12 protein-coding genes, 1 tRNA gene and 2 pseudogenes are annotated in these 16,386 nt (G+C 46.1%); 10 read left to right on the forward strand and 5 right to left on the reverse strand.

The window, feature by feature from the left end:
- The first annotated feature begins 92 nt into the window (after nt 1-92).
- From cutA to ACN28R_RS16000, 5 genes are all read left to right on the forward strand, one after another.
- Nucleotides 93-425 (forward strand): divalent cation tolerance protein CutA, encoded by a 333-nt coding sequence (cutA, locus tag ACN28R_RS15980; RefSeq protein WP_048636338.1) that lies wholly within the window; start codon nt 93-95, stop codon nt 423-425.
- Nucleotides 401-2,122, forward strand: a complete 1,722-nt coding sequence (locus tag ACN28R_RS15985; protein WP_048636339.1) for a protein-disulfide reductase DsbD — start codon at nt 401-403, stop codon at nt 2,120-2,122. The genes cutA and ACN28R_RS15985 overlap by 25 nt, the downstream gene beginning before the upstream one ends.
- 44 nt (nt 2,123-2,166) lie before the next feature.
- Nucleotides 2,167-2,742 carry a transcriptional regulator gene (locus tag ACN28R_RS15990; protein WP_095834919.1) on the forward strand — a complete coding sequence of 192 codons (576 nt, stop codon included), beginning with the start codon at nt 2,167-2,169 and terminating at the stop codon, nt 2,740-2,742.
- 128 nt (nt 2,743-2,870) lie between these two features.
- Nucleotides 2,871-2,946, forward strand: a tRNA-Phe gene (locus ACN28R_RS15995).
- Nucleotides 2,947-3,125: 179 nt separating this feature from the next.
- Nucleotides 3,126-4,385 carry a tyrosine-type recombinase/integrase gene (locus ACN28R_RS16000; protein WP_095834920.1) on the forward strand — a complete coding sequence of 420 codons (1,260 nt, stop codon included), beginning with the start codon at nt 3,126-3,128 and terminating at the stop codon, nt 4,383-4,385.
- Between the two features lie 31 nt (nt 4,386-4,416).
- Here ACN28R_RS16000 and ACN28R_RS16005 read toward each other — a convergent pair whose 3' ends face one another.
- The 4 genes from ACN28R_RS16005 to ACN28R_RS16020 all read right to left on the reverse strand — a co-directional run bounded on the left by ACN28R_RS16005 (nt 4,417) and on the right by ACN28R_RS16020 (nt 7,814).
- Complete coding sequence (locus tag ACN28R_RS16005) at nt 4,417-5,361, reverse strand: restriction endonuclease subunit S (RefSeq protein ID WP_095834921.1); 945 nt, start codon at nt 5,359-5,361, stop codon at nt 4,417-4,419.
- A complete protein-coding gene (locus tag ACN28R_RS16010) occupies nt 5,351-6,856 on the reverse strand; it encodes an HsdM family class I SAM-dependent methyltransferase (RefSeq protein WP_222103759.1) in 1,506 nt (501 codons plus the stop codon). Before ACN28R_RS16010 ends, ACN28R_RS16005 begins: the two co-directional genes overlap by 11 nt.
- Nucleotides 6,777-7,268 (reverse strand): hypothetical protein, encoded by a 492-nt coding sequence (locus ACN28R_RS16015; protein ID WP_121514241.1) that lies wholly within the window; start codon nt 7,266-7,268, stop codon nt 6,777-6,779. The genes ACN28R_RS16010 and ACN28R_RS16015 overlap by 80 nt, the downstream gene beginning before the upstream one ends.
- Nucleotides 7,269-7,502: 234 nt before the next feature.
- Complete coding sequence (locus ACN28R_RS16020) at nt 7,503-7,814, reverse strand: conjugal transfer protein TraD (RefSeq protein WP_095834922.1); 312 nt, start codon at nt 7,812-7,814, stop codon at nt 7,503-7,505.
- Nucleotides 7,815-8,631: 817 nt separating this feature from the next.
- Between ACN28R_RS16020 and mobQ the strand changes: the two are divergent.
- Nucleotides 8,632-10,118, forward strand: a pseudogene (gene mobQ, locus ACN28R_RS16025) (MobQ family relaxase).
- 149 nt (nt 10,119-10,267) lie between these two features.
- Nucleotides 10,268-11,745: pseudogene (locus ACN28R_RS16030) on the forward strand (IS1182 family transposase).
- A 190-nt stretch (nt 11,746-11,935) separates the two neighbouring features.
- On the opposite strand, the gene ACN28R_RS16035 reads toward ACN28R_RS16030, so the two are convergent.
- Complete coding sequence (locus tag ACN28R_RS16035) at nt 11,936-12,397, reverse strand: hypothetical protein (protein WP_095834924.1); 462 nt, start codon at nt 12,395-12,397, stop codon at nt 11,936-11,938.
- A gap of 515 nt (nt 12,398-12,912) precedes the next feature.
- On the opposite strand from ACN28R_RS16035, the gene ACN28R_RS16040 reads away from it, so the two are divergent.
- From ACN28R_RS16040 to ACN28R_RS16050, 3 genes are all read left to right on the forward strand, one after another.
- A complete protein-coding gene (locus ACN28R_RS16040) occupies nt 12,913-13,845 on the forward strand; it encodes a COG2958 family protein (RefSeq protein WP_095834926.1) in 933 nt (310 codons plus the stop codon).
- A gap of 342 nt (nt 13,846-14,187) precedes the next feature.
- Nucleotides 14,188-14,970, forward strand: a complete 783-nt coding sequence (locus ACN28R_RS16045; RefSeq protein WP_095834927.1) for a type IV toxin-antitoxin system AbiEi family antitoxin domain-containing protein — start codon at nt 14,188-14,190, stop codon at nt 14,968-14,970.
- Nucleotides 14,957-15,886 (forward strand): nucleotidyl transferase AbiEii/AbiGii toxin family protein, encoded by a 930-nt coding sequence (locus ACN28R_RS16050; RefSeq protein ID WP_095834928.1) that lies wholly within the window; start codon nt 14,957-14,959, stop codon nt 15,884-15,886. Before ACN28R_RS16045 ends, ACN28R_RS16050 begins: the two co-directional genes overlap by 14 nt.
- Nucleotides 15,887-16,386 lie beyond the last annotated feature (500 nt).

The following is a 16,386-nucleotide window of genomic DNA, read 5'->3' on the forward strand; positions in this document are numbered from 1 at the left end:
CATAAGCGGCCAACGATAAGGCGCCGCATCATTCCCCTGATTATACAAAGCAAGGTATAGTGTTCCCATGTTCACCTTAAACGGAGGCCACGATGTCAAACCGCCCTGCTTGCGATGCCGTCGTCATACTCTGTACCGCGCCTGACGAACCTTGCGCGCAACAGCTTGCCGCATCATTACTGGAAGCGAAACTTGCCGCCTGCGTAACGCTACTGCCCGGCGCCCGTTCGCTTTATTACTGGGAAGGCAAACTTGAACAGCAGTCGGAAGTACAAATGCTGATCAAAAGCGATACCGCACACCAGCAGGTTTTGCTGAACCATCTGAAACAACACCATCCTTACCAGACGCCGGAACTGCTGGTGTTGCCGGTATTGAGTGGCGATAACGATTATCTGACATGGCTCAACGCATCTTTACGCTGATCGTCCTGTTGTGGGCCTCACTCGGCGCAACGGCCATGGCGGCCTCGCCCTTTGGTCAAAATAGTATCGGCGGCAGCCAGAGTTCGCCTTTTTTGCCTGTCGATCAGGCCTTTGCTTTTGACTTTCAGCAGCGGAATGACCGGTTGACCGTTCGCTGGGCAATACAGCCGGGCTATTATCTCTATCGCCAGCAGATAAAACTGGAAGGCAGCGACGCGGTGCTTGGCGATATCAATTTGCCGCCGGGCGCTAGCCATCAGGATGACTATTTCGGTCAGACTTTCATCTTTCGGCAACAGCTGGCGGTCACCATCCCGCTACTGCAAGCAAATGACCGCGCAACGGTAAAAGTCACCTATCAGGGCTGCGCGGATGCGGGCTTTTGTTACCCGCCGGAGACGCGCATCATCCCGCTAAGCCGGGTTGTCCAGACCGCAGGCGGAGGCTCCGCGCCGCCCGGACCATCGCCCCTTGAAACGCCGCCGCCCTTCTCCCCCTGGTGGGCGCTATTGATTGGCATCGGCGTCGCTTTCACGCCCTGCGTGCTGCCCATGTACCCGTTGATATCCAGTTTGGTGCTCGGCAGGAAAACCCGATTAACGCCCCTGCGAACCTTTTGCTTATCGATGAGTTATGTACAGGGGATGGCGCTGACCTACACGCTGCTGGGACTGATCGTCGCCGCCGCAGGACTGCGCTTTCAGGCCGCGCTGCAACATCCGTATGTTCTGATAAGCCTCTCTGTGCTGTTCATCGCGCTGGCGCTTTCCATGTTCGGTCTGTACACCCTGCAACTGCCCTCCGCCATGCAAACCCGCCTGACGGAGTGGAGCAATCGTCAGCAAGGCGGTTCTCTGGTTGGCGTGTTCAGCATGGGCGCTTTAGCGGGATTAATCTGCTCCCCTTGCACCACGGCGCCGCTTAGCGCCATTCTGCTTTATATTGCGCAAAGCGGTAACCTATTGGCGGGAGGCGGCTCGCTCTATTTATATGCTTTAGGCATGGGTCTGCCGCTGATTCTGGTCACGTTGTTCGGTAATCGGCTGTTGCCGCGTAGCGGCCCGTGGATGCAATACGTCAAAGAAGCGTTCGGCTTTGTCATTCTGGCGCTGCCCGTTTTTCTCCTTGAGCGCATACTGGGCGAAAGTTGGGGGATCAGATTGTGGAGTCTGTTGGGTGTGGCCTTTTTCGGCTGGGCGTTCACGCTGAGCTTACGCAGCCATAAAGGCTGGATGCGCGGCGTTCAGCTACTGCTGCTGGCGAGTGCTCTAGTCGCAGCGCGACCGCTACAGAACTGGATATTTCCACCGGCGGAATCTGAACGGCGACATGCCTCTTCCGCCCTCAATTTTACACCGGTGACCAACGTCGTCAGTTTGAATAATGCGCTGGCGGGACGTCATCAACCCGTGATGCTCGATCTGTACGCTGATTGGTGCGTCGCCTGTAAAGAGTTTGAAAAATACACCTTCAGCGATAGCAATGTGCAGCGCCTTTTATCACGCATGACGTTATTACAAGCTGATGTGACCGAAAATCGAACGGAACAGAACAGGTTGCTGAAACAACTACAGGTTCTGGGGCTACCCACCATCCTGTTTTTTGATGCGCAGGGTAAAGAGATACCCGGCTCACGCGTCACCGGATTTATGGACGCGGAAAAATTTCAGGCACATTTGCAGAAGTTCAGTCCGTAAACGACACTATTTATTCTGGCAATCGCTTTTCTGGAGGAGAGCCAATGCAACGGGAAGACGTTCTTGAACATGCACTCACGCTGTTGGAACAACACGGTTTCGCCATGACCACTCTGGACATGTTGGCTGAAAAACTGGACGTTTCCATGGCAGAGCTACTGCCGTTTTGGCCCGATCGCGAAGCCCTGCTTTATGACAGCCTGCGCTATCACAGCCAACAGGTCGATGTCTGGCGGCGACAGCTTCTGTTGGATGACACGAAAAACACTGAGCAAAAACTGCTGGCGCGTTATCAGGTGCTGCATGATGCGGTAAAACAACAGCGTTATCCCGGCTGCCTGTTTGTGGCCGCCTGCAGCTTCTTTCCTGATATTAACCACCCGATCCATCAGATTGCCGAGCAGCAGAAACAGGCATCCTACCGCTATACCCGCGACCTGCTGGAAGAGTTGGAAACCGACGATCCGGAAATGGTGGCTCAGCAGATGGAACTGATTTTGGAAGGATGTTTAAGCAATCTGTTGGTAAAACATCAGGCATCGAGCATTGCAACGGCACGACGGCTGGCCGAAGATGTTCTCCGCTTTTCATTATGCCGTAAAAACGGGGCATTGACCTGACAGCAAAAGCAATGAGAAACGCGAACTCCGCGTGTTGGCTGAAAAGTCGGCAATCAGTAGGGTTTTCCGCTTGTTAACTCATAAACCCGTTGACGGCAAGCAGTCAATACGGTTTAATGCGCCCCGTTGCCCGGATAGCTCAGTCGGTAGAGCAGAGGATTGAAAATCCTCGTGTCCTTGGTTCGATTCCGAGTCCGGGCACCACTTATTCATACACGGACGTCCACTGACGTCCGTTTTTCTTTTTAAAGTCAACAAACTATATACTTTATCCCCCTCACTGACGTTCACTAACATTCATCAACATCCACATTGCCTTGATGGTATATCTGTTGGTATTGTTAGTTCGATACGTTTTGTACCATCACAGGGAGGGGTAAACGATGGCTCTCACTGATGTCAAAGTAAGAAATGCCAAGCCCGCTGACAAGCCAGTAAAACTCACTGACGGCAACGGTATGCATCTTCTTATTCATCCTAATGGCTCCAAATACTGGCGTCTACAATACCGCTTTGCAGGAAAACAAAAGCTACTGGCTCTAGGGGTCTACCCTGCAGTCTCTCTTGCTGATGCCCGTAGCCATAGAGATGATGCCAGAAAATTAATTGCTGCTGGTATTGACCCCTCCGAAAAGAAAAAATCTGAAAAGGTAGAGCTAAGCGGCGCTCTTGCTTTTGAGTCCGTTGCCAGAGACTGGCATGCAAGCAACATCAACTGGTCAGAAACTCACGCTGAAAGAGTGCTGAACAGTCTTACTAACCATGTGTTCCCTGTTATTGGTAAACGAAACATTACCGACCTCAAAACCCGTGACCTACTTCAACCAATTAAGGCGGCTGAAAAATCCGGGCATCTTGAGATTGCTGCTCGTCTCCAGCAACGCATCACCGCTATCATGCGATATGCTGTCCATAACAGTATTATCGATAGTAATCCTGCTCAGGACTTAGCTGGAGCCATTGCAACAGCAAAACGAGTCCATCGCCCGGCTCTTCCATTCGAACGCATTACAGAGCTTCTAAGCCGCATTGAGAGCTACAGAGGAAGACAGCTAACCCGCCTTGCTGTTCGACTCACTTTACTAACTTTTGTTCGTTCAAGTGAGATGCGTTTTGCCCGCTGGTCTGAAATTGACTTCAAAAATGCGCTCTGGACGATACCTGCAGAACGTGACGAACTTCAAGGGGTGAAACACTCCAGCCGTGGCTCAAAGATGAAAACCCCTCACCTCGTCCCATTAAGCAAGCAGGCTTTAGCCACCCTGAGAGAAATTCGGAAGCTCAGTGGAGATCAGAAAATCATCTTCATTGGAGATCACTATGCCTATAAGCCAATGAGTGAAAACACCATTAATAACGCGCTACGTAAAATGGGCTATGACACAAAAACAGAAGTTTGTGGTCATGGTTTCCGCTCAATGGCCTGTAGTGCCTTGATCGAATCCGGCTTATGGTCAAAAGATGCTGTAGAACGTCAGATGAGCCATCAGGAGCGTAATAACGTTCGTGCTGCTTACATCCATCTTGCTGAACATCTCGATGAGCGTCGGCTAATGCTACAGTGGTGGGCTGATTATCTTAATGCCAATCGAGAAAGAATGGTCAGGCCGTTTGAATTCAATAAATCATCAGTAATGAAATAAAGGGGAAAACCCTTTATTTCACTATAAGATTTCATTGTATTCTATCACTGTAAGGTAGGCTACTAATATATGATTCCATATAATCCCAGTCGGGATTATTATTATTATCAACAGGTAGCATTATGAGTGTGTCTTTCATTTTATCTAAAGTCCATTTCCTACCGTATCCAAATTTTAATTTATTTGCCCTTATAATTGTGCATAAAAAAAGGCCCAACAGAATGTTAAGCTCTTTGTTTTTGAGTGTTAAAACATTAACATCATCAGATGCCCAGAAATCGTTCTTCTGATAGAACGCTTCACCAACGGAACCATTGTAATTAACTGTGATACAATTCCCACGATGAGTTGGTTTATTTTCAATCAACTGCCGCACGCCATTGTTATCAGATATAGCTCCAATGAAATTTAAATTACCTTCAACCATATCTTCCTTTGTTAAACGTTTACCTTTAGAAAATTCAAATATATCTTTCATAGGAAATTCTTTCCATAATGATATATTAATAGGCAAATCATTTTTAACGACCGAAGTTTTAATTTCATTGGAAAATTGGTCCAACTCAACATTATCAACCCAATCAGGGATTGATTCTGGTAATAAAATATCGCCCAGAGTTTTGTTGGCTTGACGACCATAGCTATATTTATATTTGTTCTCACTTATAAGATGAGCATAATATAGCTTCCTAACAAAGCTCATCTCTTTAATTGATGAAAGAACATACAAGTCCCTACCGCTATAATAAGGTTCCTGCTGTACAAAAGTCGATAATACAGACCCACCACCTGCACAGCTAATAGTTCCTGCAGGATTGGGTTTTACATCAGGTAGTGGTTTTACCTTAGCGACAACACCGTTATTTTGAGATGTCCTCGCTACAAAGTTTATGCCAGAACTATGATCAGTTATATCCAGCTTATTCAACTCAAGGTTAACACCATATTTAATGTGGAATAAGTCTTTAACCTTCATGAATTTTACCTTCTTTTACCAGATAAGAAAAATAGTCTCGTACACTTTTTTCAAAATCATCTTGAGTCAATTTTGTATAATCAGTTTTCATATATGCTTCTGCGAGCCATTCGTCTTTATGAGTGACTGTTTTTTTTGCAGAAAGGCCATCAACTTCTTCAGAGTTTTTATACAAAGAAAGCCACTGACTCTTTATTTTATCCCATTGATTATAAACATCTACGCGCCCTAATTTTTTTCTTTTTATGAAACCATCGTCCTTGCAATAACCAAAGAAAGTTTTAACTTTTTCATCATGTGCTTTATGCGCCTCCCAAACCATAACGCATACATTTGTTCCTGTTGGATAGAAAATATCATCAGGCATTGAAAAAACAGCCTTTAAGGTATGCTTTTCAAATAACCGTTTTCGTACATCTTTAAATTTCGTCCCTATAGCACATGACATTGGAACAACTACCGCTGCTTTAGAATTCTTTACAAGGATGTTAAGAAGTTGTTCTACAAACTCTAACTCAACAAGATCTTTTTGTGAGTAAGGAGGGTTTAGAAGACCAGCCGTTAAGCCGACATTATCTTCGACAACATTGCCGTTCTCATCTATTCTAAATTTAGCTGCATCTTGTAATTTTTTGATAGTTTTAGAATTAAAGCAATCTCCGTGTATAATATTGGATTTACCATCTCTACGAATGATCATATTCGCTATGGCTAATACATACAAATCAGGATCTAACTCAATTCCATGCAGTTGGTGCTTTCTAATATTTTCATATTTTTTAGGGTCTGATGTTTTGTGAAACATCTTATTCATAGCTGATACTAAAAAAGAAGCGCTACCACAGCATATATCAGCGACATAGCTATCTTCATTTATCTCAGCTAAATCGCACATGAACTCAGTTAAATGTTGCGGAGTCAGAACGATACCAAGGCCACTGCCATCACCACCGCTATATTTTACGAACTCATGGTAAAAAACACCTAATGCATCTAAAGATGAGTCAGCATTATTCATCATAGGCTTGATTTTCATCTCTAGCTGCTCAATATACCATGAAATAGAATAATCGCATCCAATAGGGATTTGACTAAGCTTTTCATTTTGGCCGATAGACCTAAAAGAAGCTTTAATATTATCTCTCTTGTTTCTCGATATATCACTATCATCAAGGACATTATCAATAGCATTTGTTAATGAAAGTATAATATTAGAAAAACTAGTTAGATTAATATAATCACGAGAGAAGTCTTTATCTTCTAAGGCAATTAGTATACCAGCAATAAATATTGGCTTTTGTTTTTCAGTTACTTTAATGCTGCGAAGTCTATCGTGAAAATCAATTGCCGTATCTCGAATTTCGTCCAAAGAATAACTTTTAGATATTTTCTCTCCGTTGATTGCTTTCCAATAGTTATCGGGAGAAAGAAAAATGTTGTGTAGTTTCTTTTGGAGTGAAAGGGGCATCCTGATTTTTGGGCCAATAATATACATCTACTGATGACTTGTCTTTTTCTGAACCACTAACTCCTACAGCAATGACATTATAATGCTGCTTAAGGAATTTGGCGTAATAAAGCGCACCATCAACTGCAAAAGCGTTTGGCTTATTTAAAAGGGGACTGACATGTTTTCTTGTTTGGCTCTTGCATTCAATAACTAAAATAGTTGAAGGATCATTTTCAAAAGTTATTATGAATTCGGGCTTAGAATTCCCCTTCCCTCCAAGACTATAATTATTTAAGGCACACTCTATAGGCTTCCCTCCTGCTTTAGACAAGGATTCCCTTATTTTCTCAACGTTAGGAACACTGCCTTGGGGATAAACATAGCCAAAGCTATTTGCACCTAATGTAAAGCACATTTCTGTCATTGTTAATTGTTCAGTATAACTTTCTATTTTCATTGATAGTAACCATGAATTATTTTTTCTATTATAACATGAAGTAACAAACAGTCCAACATGCTTTCAAAGCATAAAAAAAACATTAGTTAAATAAACTTTGAAAGTAATCATCAGCCAAGTTATTTTATATCTAAACAACAAATTCTTAATAATGAAGATAATAACTTGACGCCAAGAATGTTTTACATTTGATGTTAAACACTCTAGATATTGCAATATTAGTAGCGATTATAATTATGCTTGTTTGCCAACCATATCCTCAAGAAATCTTTTTCCTCGTAATTTAATTTTTGCTTTAACCTCCGCATTATTACTCGAAGCTTGTAATAACACCCCCAATACATACTCCTTATCGACATCCTCTACTTTACAGCCCAAAGCTTTAGCTACTTCTGCCCCAAGGATGATCTTCAGGCGTGTCTCAGAACTCTTAGTCTGGGATTTTTCCTTACTCTTTAGGCGATTAAGACGCATCTGTGCTGAAGCTATTTTTTGCTTGATGGTTTTTTCTGTTCTTGGCTGTCTGTTTTTATCATCCGTATTCATAATTACTTTTCCTTTTAGTTGTCAAAAACATGAAATACAATTTAAAAAGGAAAAAGTCAAGCCATATGAAGAGGGTTGAATACTTTGCATTCCAGATTAAATTACGCAGCGCGAGATGATTGTTGTAAACAATCAGTAGCTGAACAGGCTTGCCCTGTCAATGATGGGATTCATCCCGAAAAAATGGTGTTTTGGTTTTAAACATGAGATGCCAGTAAGCTCAAAATAAAATTATGCAACACAAACGAGCGCAATCACTAACATTGAATGCCTGACACTCTCCGCGTTACTTATTTTATCAAATCAAGGGAAATAATTTCACCTGTTATTTTTACACTCTGATTTCCGAACCTAACCTGTGAATTGTGCAACATGTAAAAGCGTTTGTTATTTTCACTGTTTTGTCTAATTTTCACTTTCCCGCCTTACGGCGGGAGACTAATTTAACTACTTTTGCCCTTACGGGCGCATTCTAAACACCAAAATCTAATATTATGATCCTACCTCAACCGTTTATCCGATTCTGCCTCAGTTAATTTCACAGACATTAAAACTAGCGTTATTATTTAACTATAGAAAAACTTTATACATTGTCGTTATTTTTAGCTCCTTTAGGAGATATAAAAATAAAGCAATGCCCACCTATACACTGCTACGCAGTGTGTGGGGTCTACCGACGGTTGCCTGCCGCAGGCTAAAAGCAAGGTCAACGTCAACACCAGAGTTTTTCTTGCGAAAAACTAAAACCAGCTGAGTCGCATTGGAGATTTATATTTTAGTTTGATATTTAAATTTATATTGAGGTTGTTTTTATTGTATGGCTATTTTTCATCTTGATTTTAAAATTGTGAAACGAAGTGAGGGGAGATCTTCCGTTGCGAAAGCTGCCTATCATGCTCGTACACGTATAACAGATGAAAGAACAGGTGATACCTATGATTATAGCCGCCGTACTGATTTATACGGACATTTCATATTAGCACCTGTTAATGCTCCAGAACATATCGTAAAAGACTCTACAGCATTGTGGAATGAAGTTGAAAGGGTTGAGCGCCAGAACAATGGACAAACAGCCCGTTATTTCGATGTTGCTATTCCAGCCGAGTTAAATAATGACGAGAAGAAAAAACTTGTTCTTGAATATTGTCAGAAAAATTTCGTTGATAAAGGCATGATTGCCGATATCGCTTTCCACGATCTCGATAGTGATAATCCTCATGCACACGTTATGTTGACATTAAAAACCATAGGCCCGGAGGGTTTTGGTAAAAAAGAAAGAAGCTGGAATGACCGAAAAATGTCTGTCCTTTGGCGTGAATCATGGGCATCAATGGCTAACAGCTATCTTGCTACTGCTGGTTCATCAGAACGTATTGATCATCGTTCTCTTCAGGCCCAGCATGAGAAAGCGTTAGAAAAAGCAGCAGTAGCTTTAGATAATGAAGAAAAAGCGTTATGGCTTGCTAAGGCCGCTGAAACAAATCGTCCTGCAATGAAACGTATCCACAGCGCTAAATGGCGTAGTAAGGCTGCTCAGGAGCAAAGAGCCGCAGAACAGACAGTTCGTGATGCAGCGAAGCAGGAAGCGGTTGAAGTCTATAAAACATTCAGTGAACTTGATCTTGAAATCGTCGTTGATGTCAGAAGCTTCACCGTGGCTGTTCTTGCTGAACCAGAAGAGATCATAATACCTGAAACACGTTCAAGTAGTTCCAATGCTGATGAGCAAAAACCTGTATTGGTTGCTCCTGCACCTCATACTTGTCAGCGTGGTGTTAAATCTTACCGTGATAAAACAAAAGTCAGTAAAGTTGTTGCTGGTATTCAGCCATCAATCAGTGTTTCTGATTCTGGTACAAATACTATTCTGAAAACATCCTCCTCTCAAAACCCAAACAGGGCATCCAGAAGCGCCCCTGAACGAGTTAAGAGGACACAGGCTATTCCACTCAGGATAATATTTTTAAACGCCTCACAACTCTTGTCATAGATTTTTTCAAGCAGAAGTTTGTATGGGCTAAAGCAAACAAAGCTCAAATTGAGCTAATCAGTGAAGAACATGATAAACGTATTGCTGAAAACTACGTCTTTGACGAGGTATTAGGCCGTCATATCTCTCGCACTGAATATGAGAAAAAAGCCAAGTTTAACCAAGATGACTATAAACCAACACCGGATGAGATCAGCCGTTTCCCAAGCCGCCCTAAGAACGAACAGCCGGAAAGCGATCATCGCATGGATCTCATACCACATGCCAGCAAAGATAAAGCCCCACGTATGAGGCCACCGGGATATAGAAAATAAAAGGCCAAATTTAGATAAGATAATGCCAATGAATTTCAATAAGAAACTTCAAAGCCGATTTCCATCGGCTTCAGACTGATGACAAAGTCCTGGCCTGCCGGCCAGGACTTTGATCTAATAAGGTCAGTGCAAAAAACGGACTGACCGCCATGCTCAGAGAACCCGCCCCACAGCAATACCAGTTTGAAATGGTTACCCTCGAAGAACTGGTGCCTGAAGACCACCTGGTGCGCAAAATTGATGCCGCCATCGACTTTGAATTTATCCGCGACACCGTTGCCCACCTCTATTGCCCCAATAATGGTCGTCCCGCCATCGACCCGGTGCGCCTGATTAAAATGATGCTGCTCGGCTACCTCTTCGGTATCCCTTCCGAGCGCCGTCTGGTGAAAGAAATCCAGGTCAATAACGCCTACCGCTGGTTCCTGCGCATGGGCCTGACCGAGAAAGTACCTGACGCCTCCACCCTCAGCCAGAACCGCCTCCGCCGCTTTAACGACAGCGAGGTCTTCCAGCAGATTTTTGACCATATCGTCGAGCAGGCGCTGGCAAACGGAATGGCCAACGGTCGGGTACTGTATACCGACAGTACGCACCTGAAAGCCGACGCCAACCCGCGCAAGGCGGTGAACGAACGGCGCCCGGAAGGGGTGAGCGAGTATCTGGAACAGCTTAACGCTGCAGTGGAGGCCGACCGGAAGCAACACGAAAAAAAGCCGCTGCCCGCCGTAAAAAGCAAGCCAGAAAGCGAAGCCGCCGTTAAGAACACCAAGGTCAGCACCACCGACCCGGAAAGCGGCTTCATGCACCGGGACAACAAGCCACGGGGCTTCTTCTATCTGGACCACCGCACGGTGGACGGGAAACACGGCATCATCATGGATACCCATGTCACGCCGGGCAACGTGCATGACAGCCAACCGTATATCGGCCGACTTGAGCGGCAGATACAACGCTTCGGGCTGGAGCCGGTGGCGGCGGGGGTGGACGCGGGGTACTTTACGGCGGCGGTGTGTCATCTGACACAGGAGATGGGCGTGGCGCTGGTGCCGGGTTACCGCAGGCCGAACAAGGGAAAGAATGCCTATCAGAAAAAACACTTTACCTATGACCCGGAGCGGGATGTGTATATCTGTCCGGCGGAAAGGTTACTGACGTACGGTACGACAGACCGTAACGGCTACCGGCACTACCGTTCGGATGCCCGCTTCTGTGTCGAATGCCCGTTACGAGATAACTGTACGAAAAACAAAAAGGGAGAGAAAACCCTTACCCGACATGTGTGGGAAGAGGCAAAGGAGAAAGCGAATGCGCTGCGGCTGACGAATGGGGACAAAAAGATATATGCGCGGCGAAAGGAAACGGTGGAGCGTAGCTTCGCGGATGCGAAATAACATCATGGTCATCGCTATGCGCGGTTCCGCGGTCTGATGAAAGTGCAGATGCAATGCCTGCTGGCGGCCACGGCGCAAAATATGAAGAAGATGGCGCTGCTGGCGCTGTTTTGTCTGCTGTTACTGGCTGAATGCAGCCTGATAAGGCGCAATAAGAAGCGGATGATGACACTAAACGCGGTGATGGGCTGAAGGCAAAAAATATCGCGCTCGCGACCTACGGTCGCTTATAAAACAAGAACCCCACGGAAAATGTGGGGTTCGTCAGCAATCTGAAACCAGCCTGACGGCTGGTTTTTTGCTTTCTGGAATGCGGACTTTCTATTGAACTGTGCGCTCAGAAACTGCATGTTTCCCTTTCATCGGCGATTCCCTTGTCGTCGCTCTAAAGAGCGCCTATAGCAGGATGCCAGTCCTGTTGATTCATGCCGCCTCCTCATTAATACATTTCACACCGTCGGCGGTACGTATCCAGCGCGGGGCTTTCAGTTCAGCGGCAAAGTACCAGACCAGTTCAGCCAGCAATCCGGTTAGCGTCCGTTCCGCTTCCGGCGGCAGCGCCCGCCCTACCAAAAACTGCGCCAACGTAAGGCAATAGTCACAAAGCAGTTCAGAATCGGGATCAAAATAGGGAGAGACGGCGGGAAGAGTATCAACGGTGAGACTTTCGAGAAGATGGCGCGGAACGGGCTCGTTCAACGTAGGCCTCAGCAGCGCAAGACCGGCGGCAAGCCGTCCGCAGAGCGCCAGCCTCAGCGCCGGATCGTCGCTTTCAATCAGGGTTTCGGCGAAGTTTTCGCAGTGGTCGGCCAGTACAGTGAAATCCGTGGCGGCGCTGAAAGGAACGGTAAGTAACGGGTGAGTTTGAGTGGGGATCGTAGCCATAGTGGCAGCCTCCAGTAAGTGATTGTTTGAACCACCACCGAAGAGACCAATCTTGCGGGTGGTGGAACCGGACGGAGTTGGTCTTACCGGCCTTACTGGACACCGGCGCGTCTTGCGACGCCTCCGTCCGGCCCACCATTGAGATGCAGCCGGATGAACGACATAAAAAAGACGCAAAGCGCGCCATATGTCGCCAGTAAGGAATATACTCAGGAGACCAATCCCGGCGCCTGATTTTGCAGGTGCGGGTAAAAGATACCGCGACAGGGAATGAACGGCAAGGGGGTTATCGTGTTTTTCGTAATATCATGTAGAGTGTTGTTAACTAGTTGAAGTTATTGCGATCGTTCTCGCAATGATAAGTGAGATTCAACCATCATTTCAGAAATGTTATGCAAGATGACACCGATCTTGGTTCTTCTACCCTGTAACGGTAAACTGTGTGCCTTTACAGGAGTTATTAACCAAAGACATCAACGCGACAAGCGTTGGGTATGGATTTCACAGGTAAGCCTATGACCAGTCGTCCCCAAATGATTATCAACGTGTTACAGGCGAATCCTGATGAGCAATTTACTGCTCGTCAATTGGCGCAAAAAATCATCGAAACCTATGCGGATGAGTTGGCTGAAAAACGTAAGAATCCGCGTTTTGCCAGCGATGACGCTTTTTTGAGCCAGATAACGGCAGAGGTAGGCGGTAGCCGCACCGTTAAGGCAAAAGCCATGTGCCCGTTAGTGATGACGCGTGATAAGCCCCGACCGAGGCTGTTTTATTGGGGAGGCGAGCCTGCGGACGGCGCTCAGGTGCAATTGCCTTCTGATATCACCCCGGTACCTTCGGCGGAAACGGTGAGTTTATCTGAACATGCGCTTTATCCGTTGCTGATTGAGTATCTCTCTGAAGAAGAGGATATACTCTGCCGCCGTATCGATGAGAAGCGCTCAAGCAACAACAAAGGCTTAGGGGCCAACCACTGGCTTTATCCCGATATTGTTGCGTTGCAGCCTCTTGATAAGGGCTGGGATACGGTGGTGCAAAACTGTGTCCGCCATAGTGAAGGGCGTTTAACCCGCCTGTGGTCATTTGAAGTAAAACGACAGCTTAACCGTAGCAACGTGCGCGAATGTTTCTTTCAGGCAGTGAGCAATTCAAGCTGGGCGCACTTTGGCTATCTGGTCGCCACCGAGATTAACGAAGATAAGCAGCGCGGCGTTGAGCGAGAGCTTCAGATGCTGTGCGCGCTGCACGGCATTGGGGTGATCCTGCTTAACCCACAGGATCCGGGCAATAGCCAGACGCTGATCCCGGCGCGCGAGCGGACCAGCATCGACTGGCAATCTGTTAACCGGCTGGTGGAAGAGAATAGAGACTTTAAAGAGTTTATCGATCTGGTGGCTGAGTATCACCAGACCGGAAAAGTACATAAGGCGTTGTGGAATAAGTAGCGCATCACTCCCCCTTTGCTCTATACATCAGTGATGGATCATTATTCAAGTTCAGGAAGTATTTATGCATAATGATCAGCACTACAGACAAGTAACGGTGGTTGTTCCTGCTTGGTCTGAAGAGATAGACGCCACACTGCCAGTTAACCGTGTCAAACTGGCAATATGATATTTCATTAATCGGGTATCCTCCTGCCACATAGAACATTCGTTTATATTTTATCTTTAATGTCGCTCTTTAATCGACTTTTACGAAAATAATTAAACCAAACATTGTCCTGTACACAGTCACGTAATATATTGGTTTAATCATTTGTTTTTTTGTCGATCAAGAGGCGACATTTGGCAAACTATCTAAACTGGTTGATGCAAAACACCTTACCCGGTCAGGTGCTTCTCCAGTCATGGCTTACCTGCAACGGCATAGACCGTAAGCTCTCTTACCGCTATGTACAGAACGACTGGCTCAGGCGGATCGCGCATGGCGTTTACTGTCGGACGGGCCGTGAACCAGACTGGGTCGATGCGGTTTCTTGCCTGCAAACGCAGTGGGAAAAACCGGTGCGGGTGGCAGGGCTGACCAGTCTTGCGCTACAGGGCCATGCTCACTATACCGAACCGGGCAGGCCGCAGGTCTGGCTCACGCTCCCGGCTTACGTCAAGCTACCGGGATGGTTCGCCACCTTTAAACAATCCGCCACCTTTGTCACGCTATATACGTCGGGCCTGTCCGCTGATGTAACACCATTCACTACAGAACTGAAAATCGGCGATCGGAGATTAATGGGCAGTTGCCCGGAACTTGCCGCGTATGAAATCGCCAGCGGCGTTCCCGCACAGATCTCGTTTGAACATGCCGACACTCTGTTTCAAGGGCTGAACCTTCTCAGCCCTCGTAAATTACAGGCGCTGCTCTGCGCCAGTCATTCGATTAAAACCAATCGGGTGGTGCTCTATCTCGCGCAACGCAACGGACATCCTTATTTTCAGTATCTCGATCAACACCGCATAGAAACAGGTGCAGGAAAGCGGCAAATCGTCTCTGGCGGCTGGCTGGAACCGGATTATCAGATCACTGTCCCCAAGGAATTTAAACCAGAAGGAGTCGAAGATGGATCAGCGTGATATTTACGCCCGACAGGTCAAGCTGTTGATGACGGCTCTGCCGCATGTAGCGAGAGAGTCCTGTTTCGCGCTGAAAGGCGGTACGGCAATTAATTTATTTGTGCAGAATTTCCCTCGTCTATCGGTAGATATCGATCTGGTTTATAAAACCTTCATGGACCGCGATACCGATCTGTCGGCCATCAATGACGCCTTAATGCGTATTACGGAATCGCTGAACGGCAGAGCGGGGATCACAGCTATTCGGCAGGAGAATAAAGCCGATGAAAAGCGCATCATCGTTAATACCATTGATGCGCAGATAAAGATTGAAGTCAGCCCGGTCTGGCGTGGATTGCTGTTGCCACCAACAGAGATGCCAGTATGCGAGCAGGTGGAAATGGAATACGGTTTTACCACCATGAATGTCGTCTCACTGGCGGATCTTTACGGCGGAAAAATCTGCGCCGCACTCGATCGTCAGCATCCGCGCGATCTGTTTGACGTACTAAATATGCTGGAGAAACCGGGCCTGACACGCGAGATCTTTGACGGTTTTCTTTGTTATCTGGCAGGGCATCCTCGCCCCATAGCCGAACTGCTGGCCCCAAACTGGGACACGGCGCGGATCGCCACGCTGTACCAGCAGGAATTTTCAGGAATGACGCAGCAAGAGACTTCTCTGGAATCGCTTTTATCAGTAACGACTCTACTGCCGCAGGCGTTGAAATCTCATTTTACCGCTCGGGATCGTCAGTTCTTACTCAGTTATAAACAGAATCACCCTGACTGGTCGCTGTATCGTTATCCTGATATTCAGCATCTCCCGGCCATTCGCTGGAAACAGCGTAACTTAGCGGCGCTGAACGCTAAAAATGCGGCTAAATTTACAGCGGCGGTGAACAAGCTTGAGAGGATTCTAGAACAGTGCTTTTGATCAGGGTTCAGAGGGACTAGATTGAGCCATGATGTTTAATTATCTCAACCGAACTCTGCCGACATCTCAAAAAAAACAATAAAATTACAAGTTAAATCAATAAATTAAATATATCCATTTCAATGAATTATCTCAAAAACACCTAATTCACATGTCGTCCCTTCGTTTAGCACCACGATATGTGGACTTAAGGCCGTTATGTGTGGACCTAACTCCGCACATAACGAAACGGTTCACCGCCAACACACCGATTCATCGTGATAACCATCACAAAAACAAAGCGATTTTTTATGGGGGCTTTAGTGGGGGCTCTGTTTCAATAATTTCGCAATTAAACCAATAATAAACAGGATGTTAATCGTGAATATGTTCCCGAGTCCGCACCTTTCCTTTTTTATGCTTCCTTATAAATCACTATATGTATTTAATTCAATCAGTTGGCGTGAAAATCTTTTCCGATGCGTTTTGATTTATCCCTTCGTATCCGGAAAAATTGGGGT

The sequence above is a fragment of the Brenneria goodwinii genome (assembly GCF_002291445.1).
GTDB lineage: Bacteria > Pseudomonadota > Gammaproteobacteria > Enterobacterales > Enterobacteriaceae > Brenneria > Brenneria goodwinii.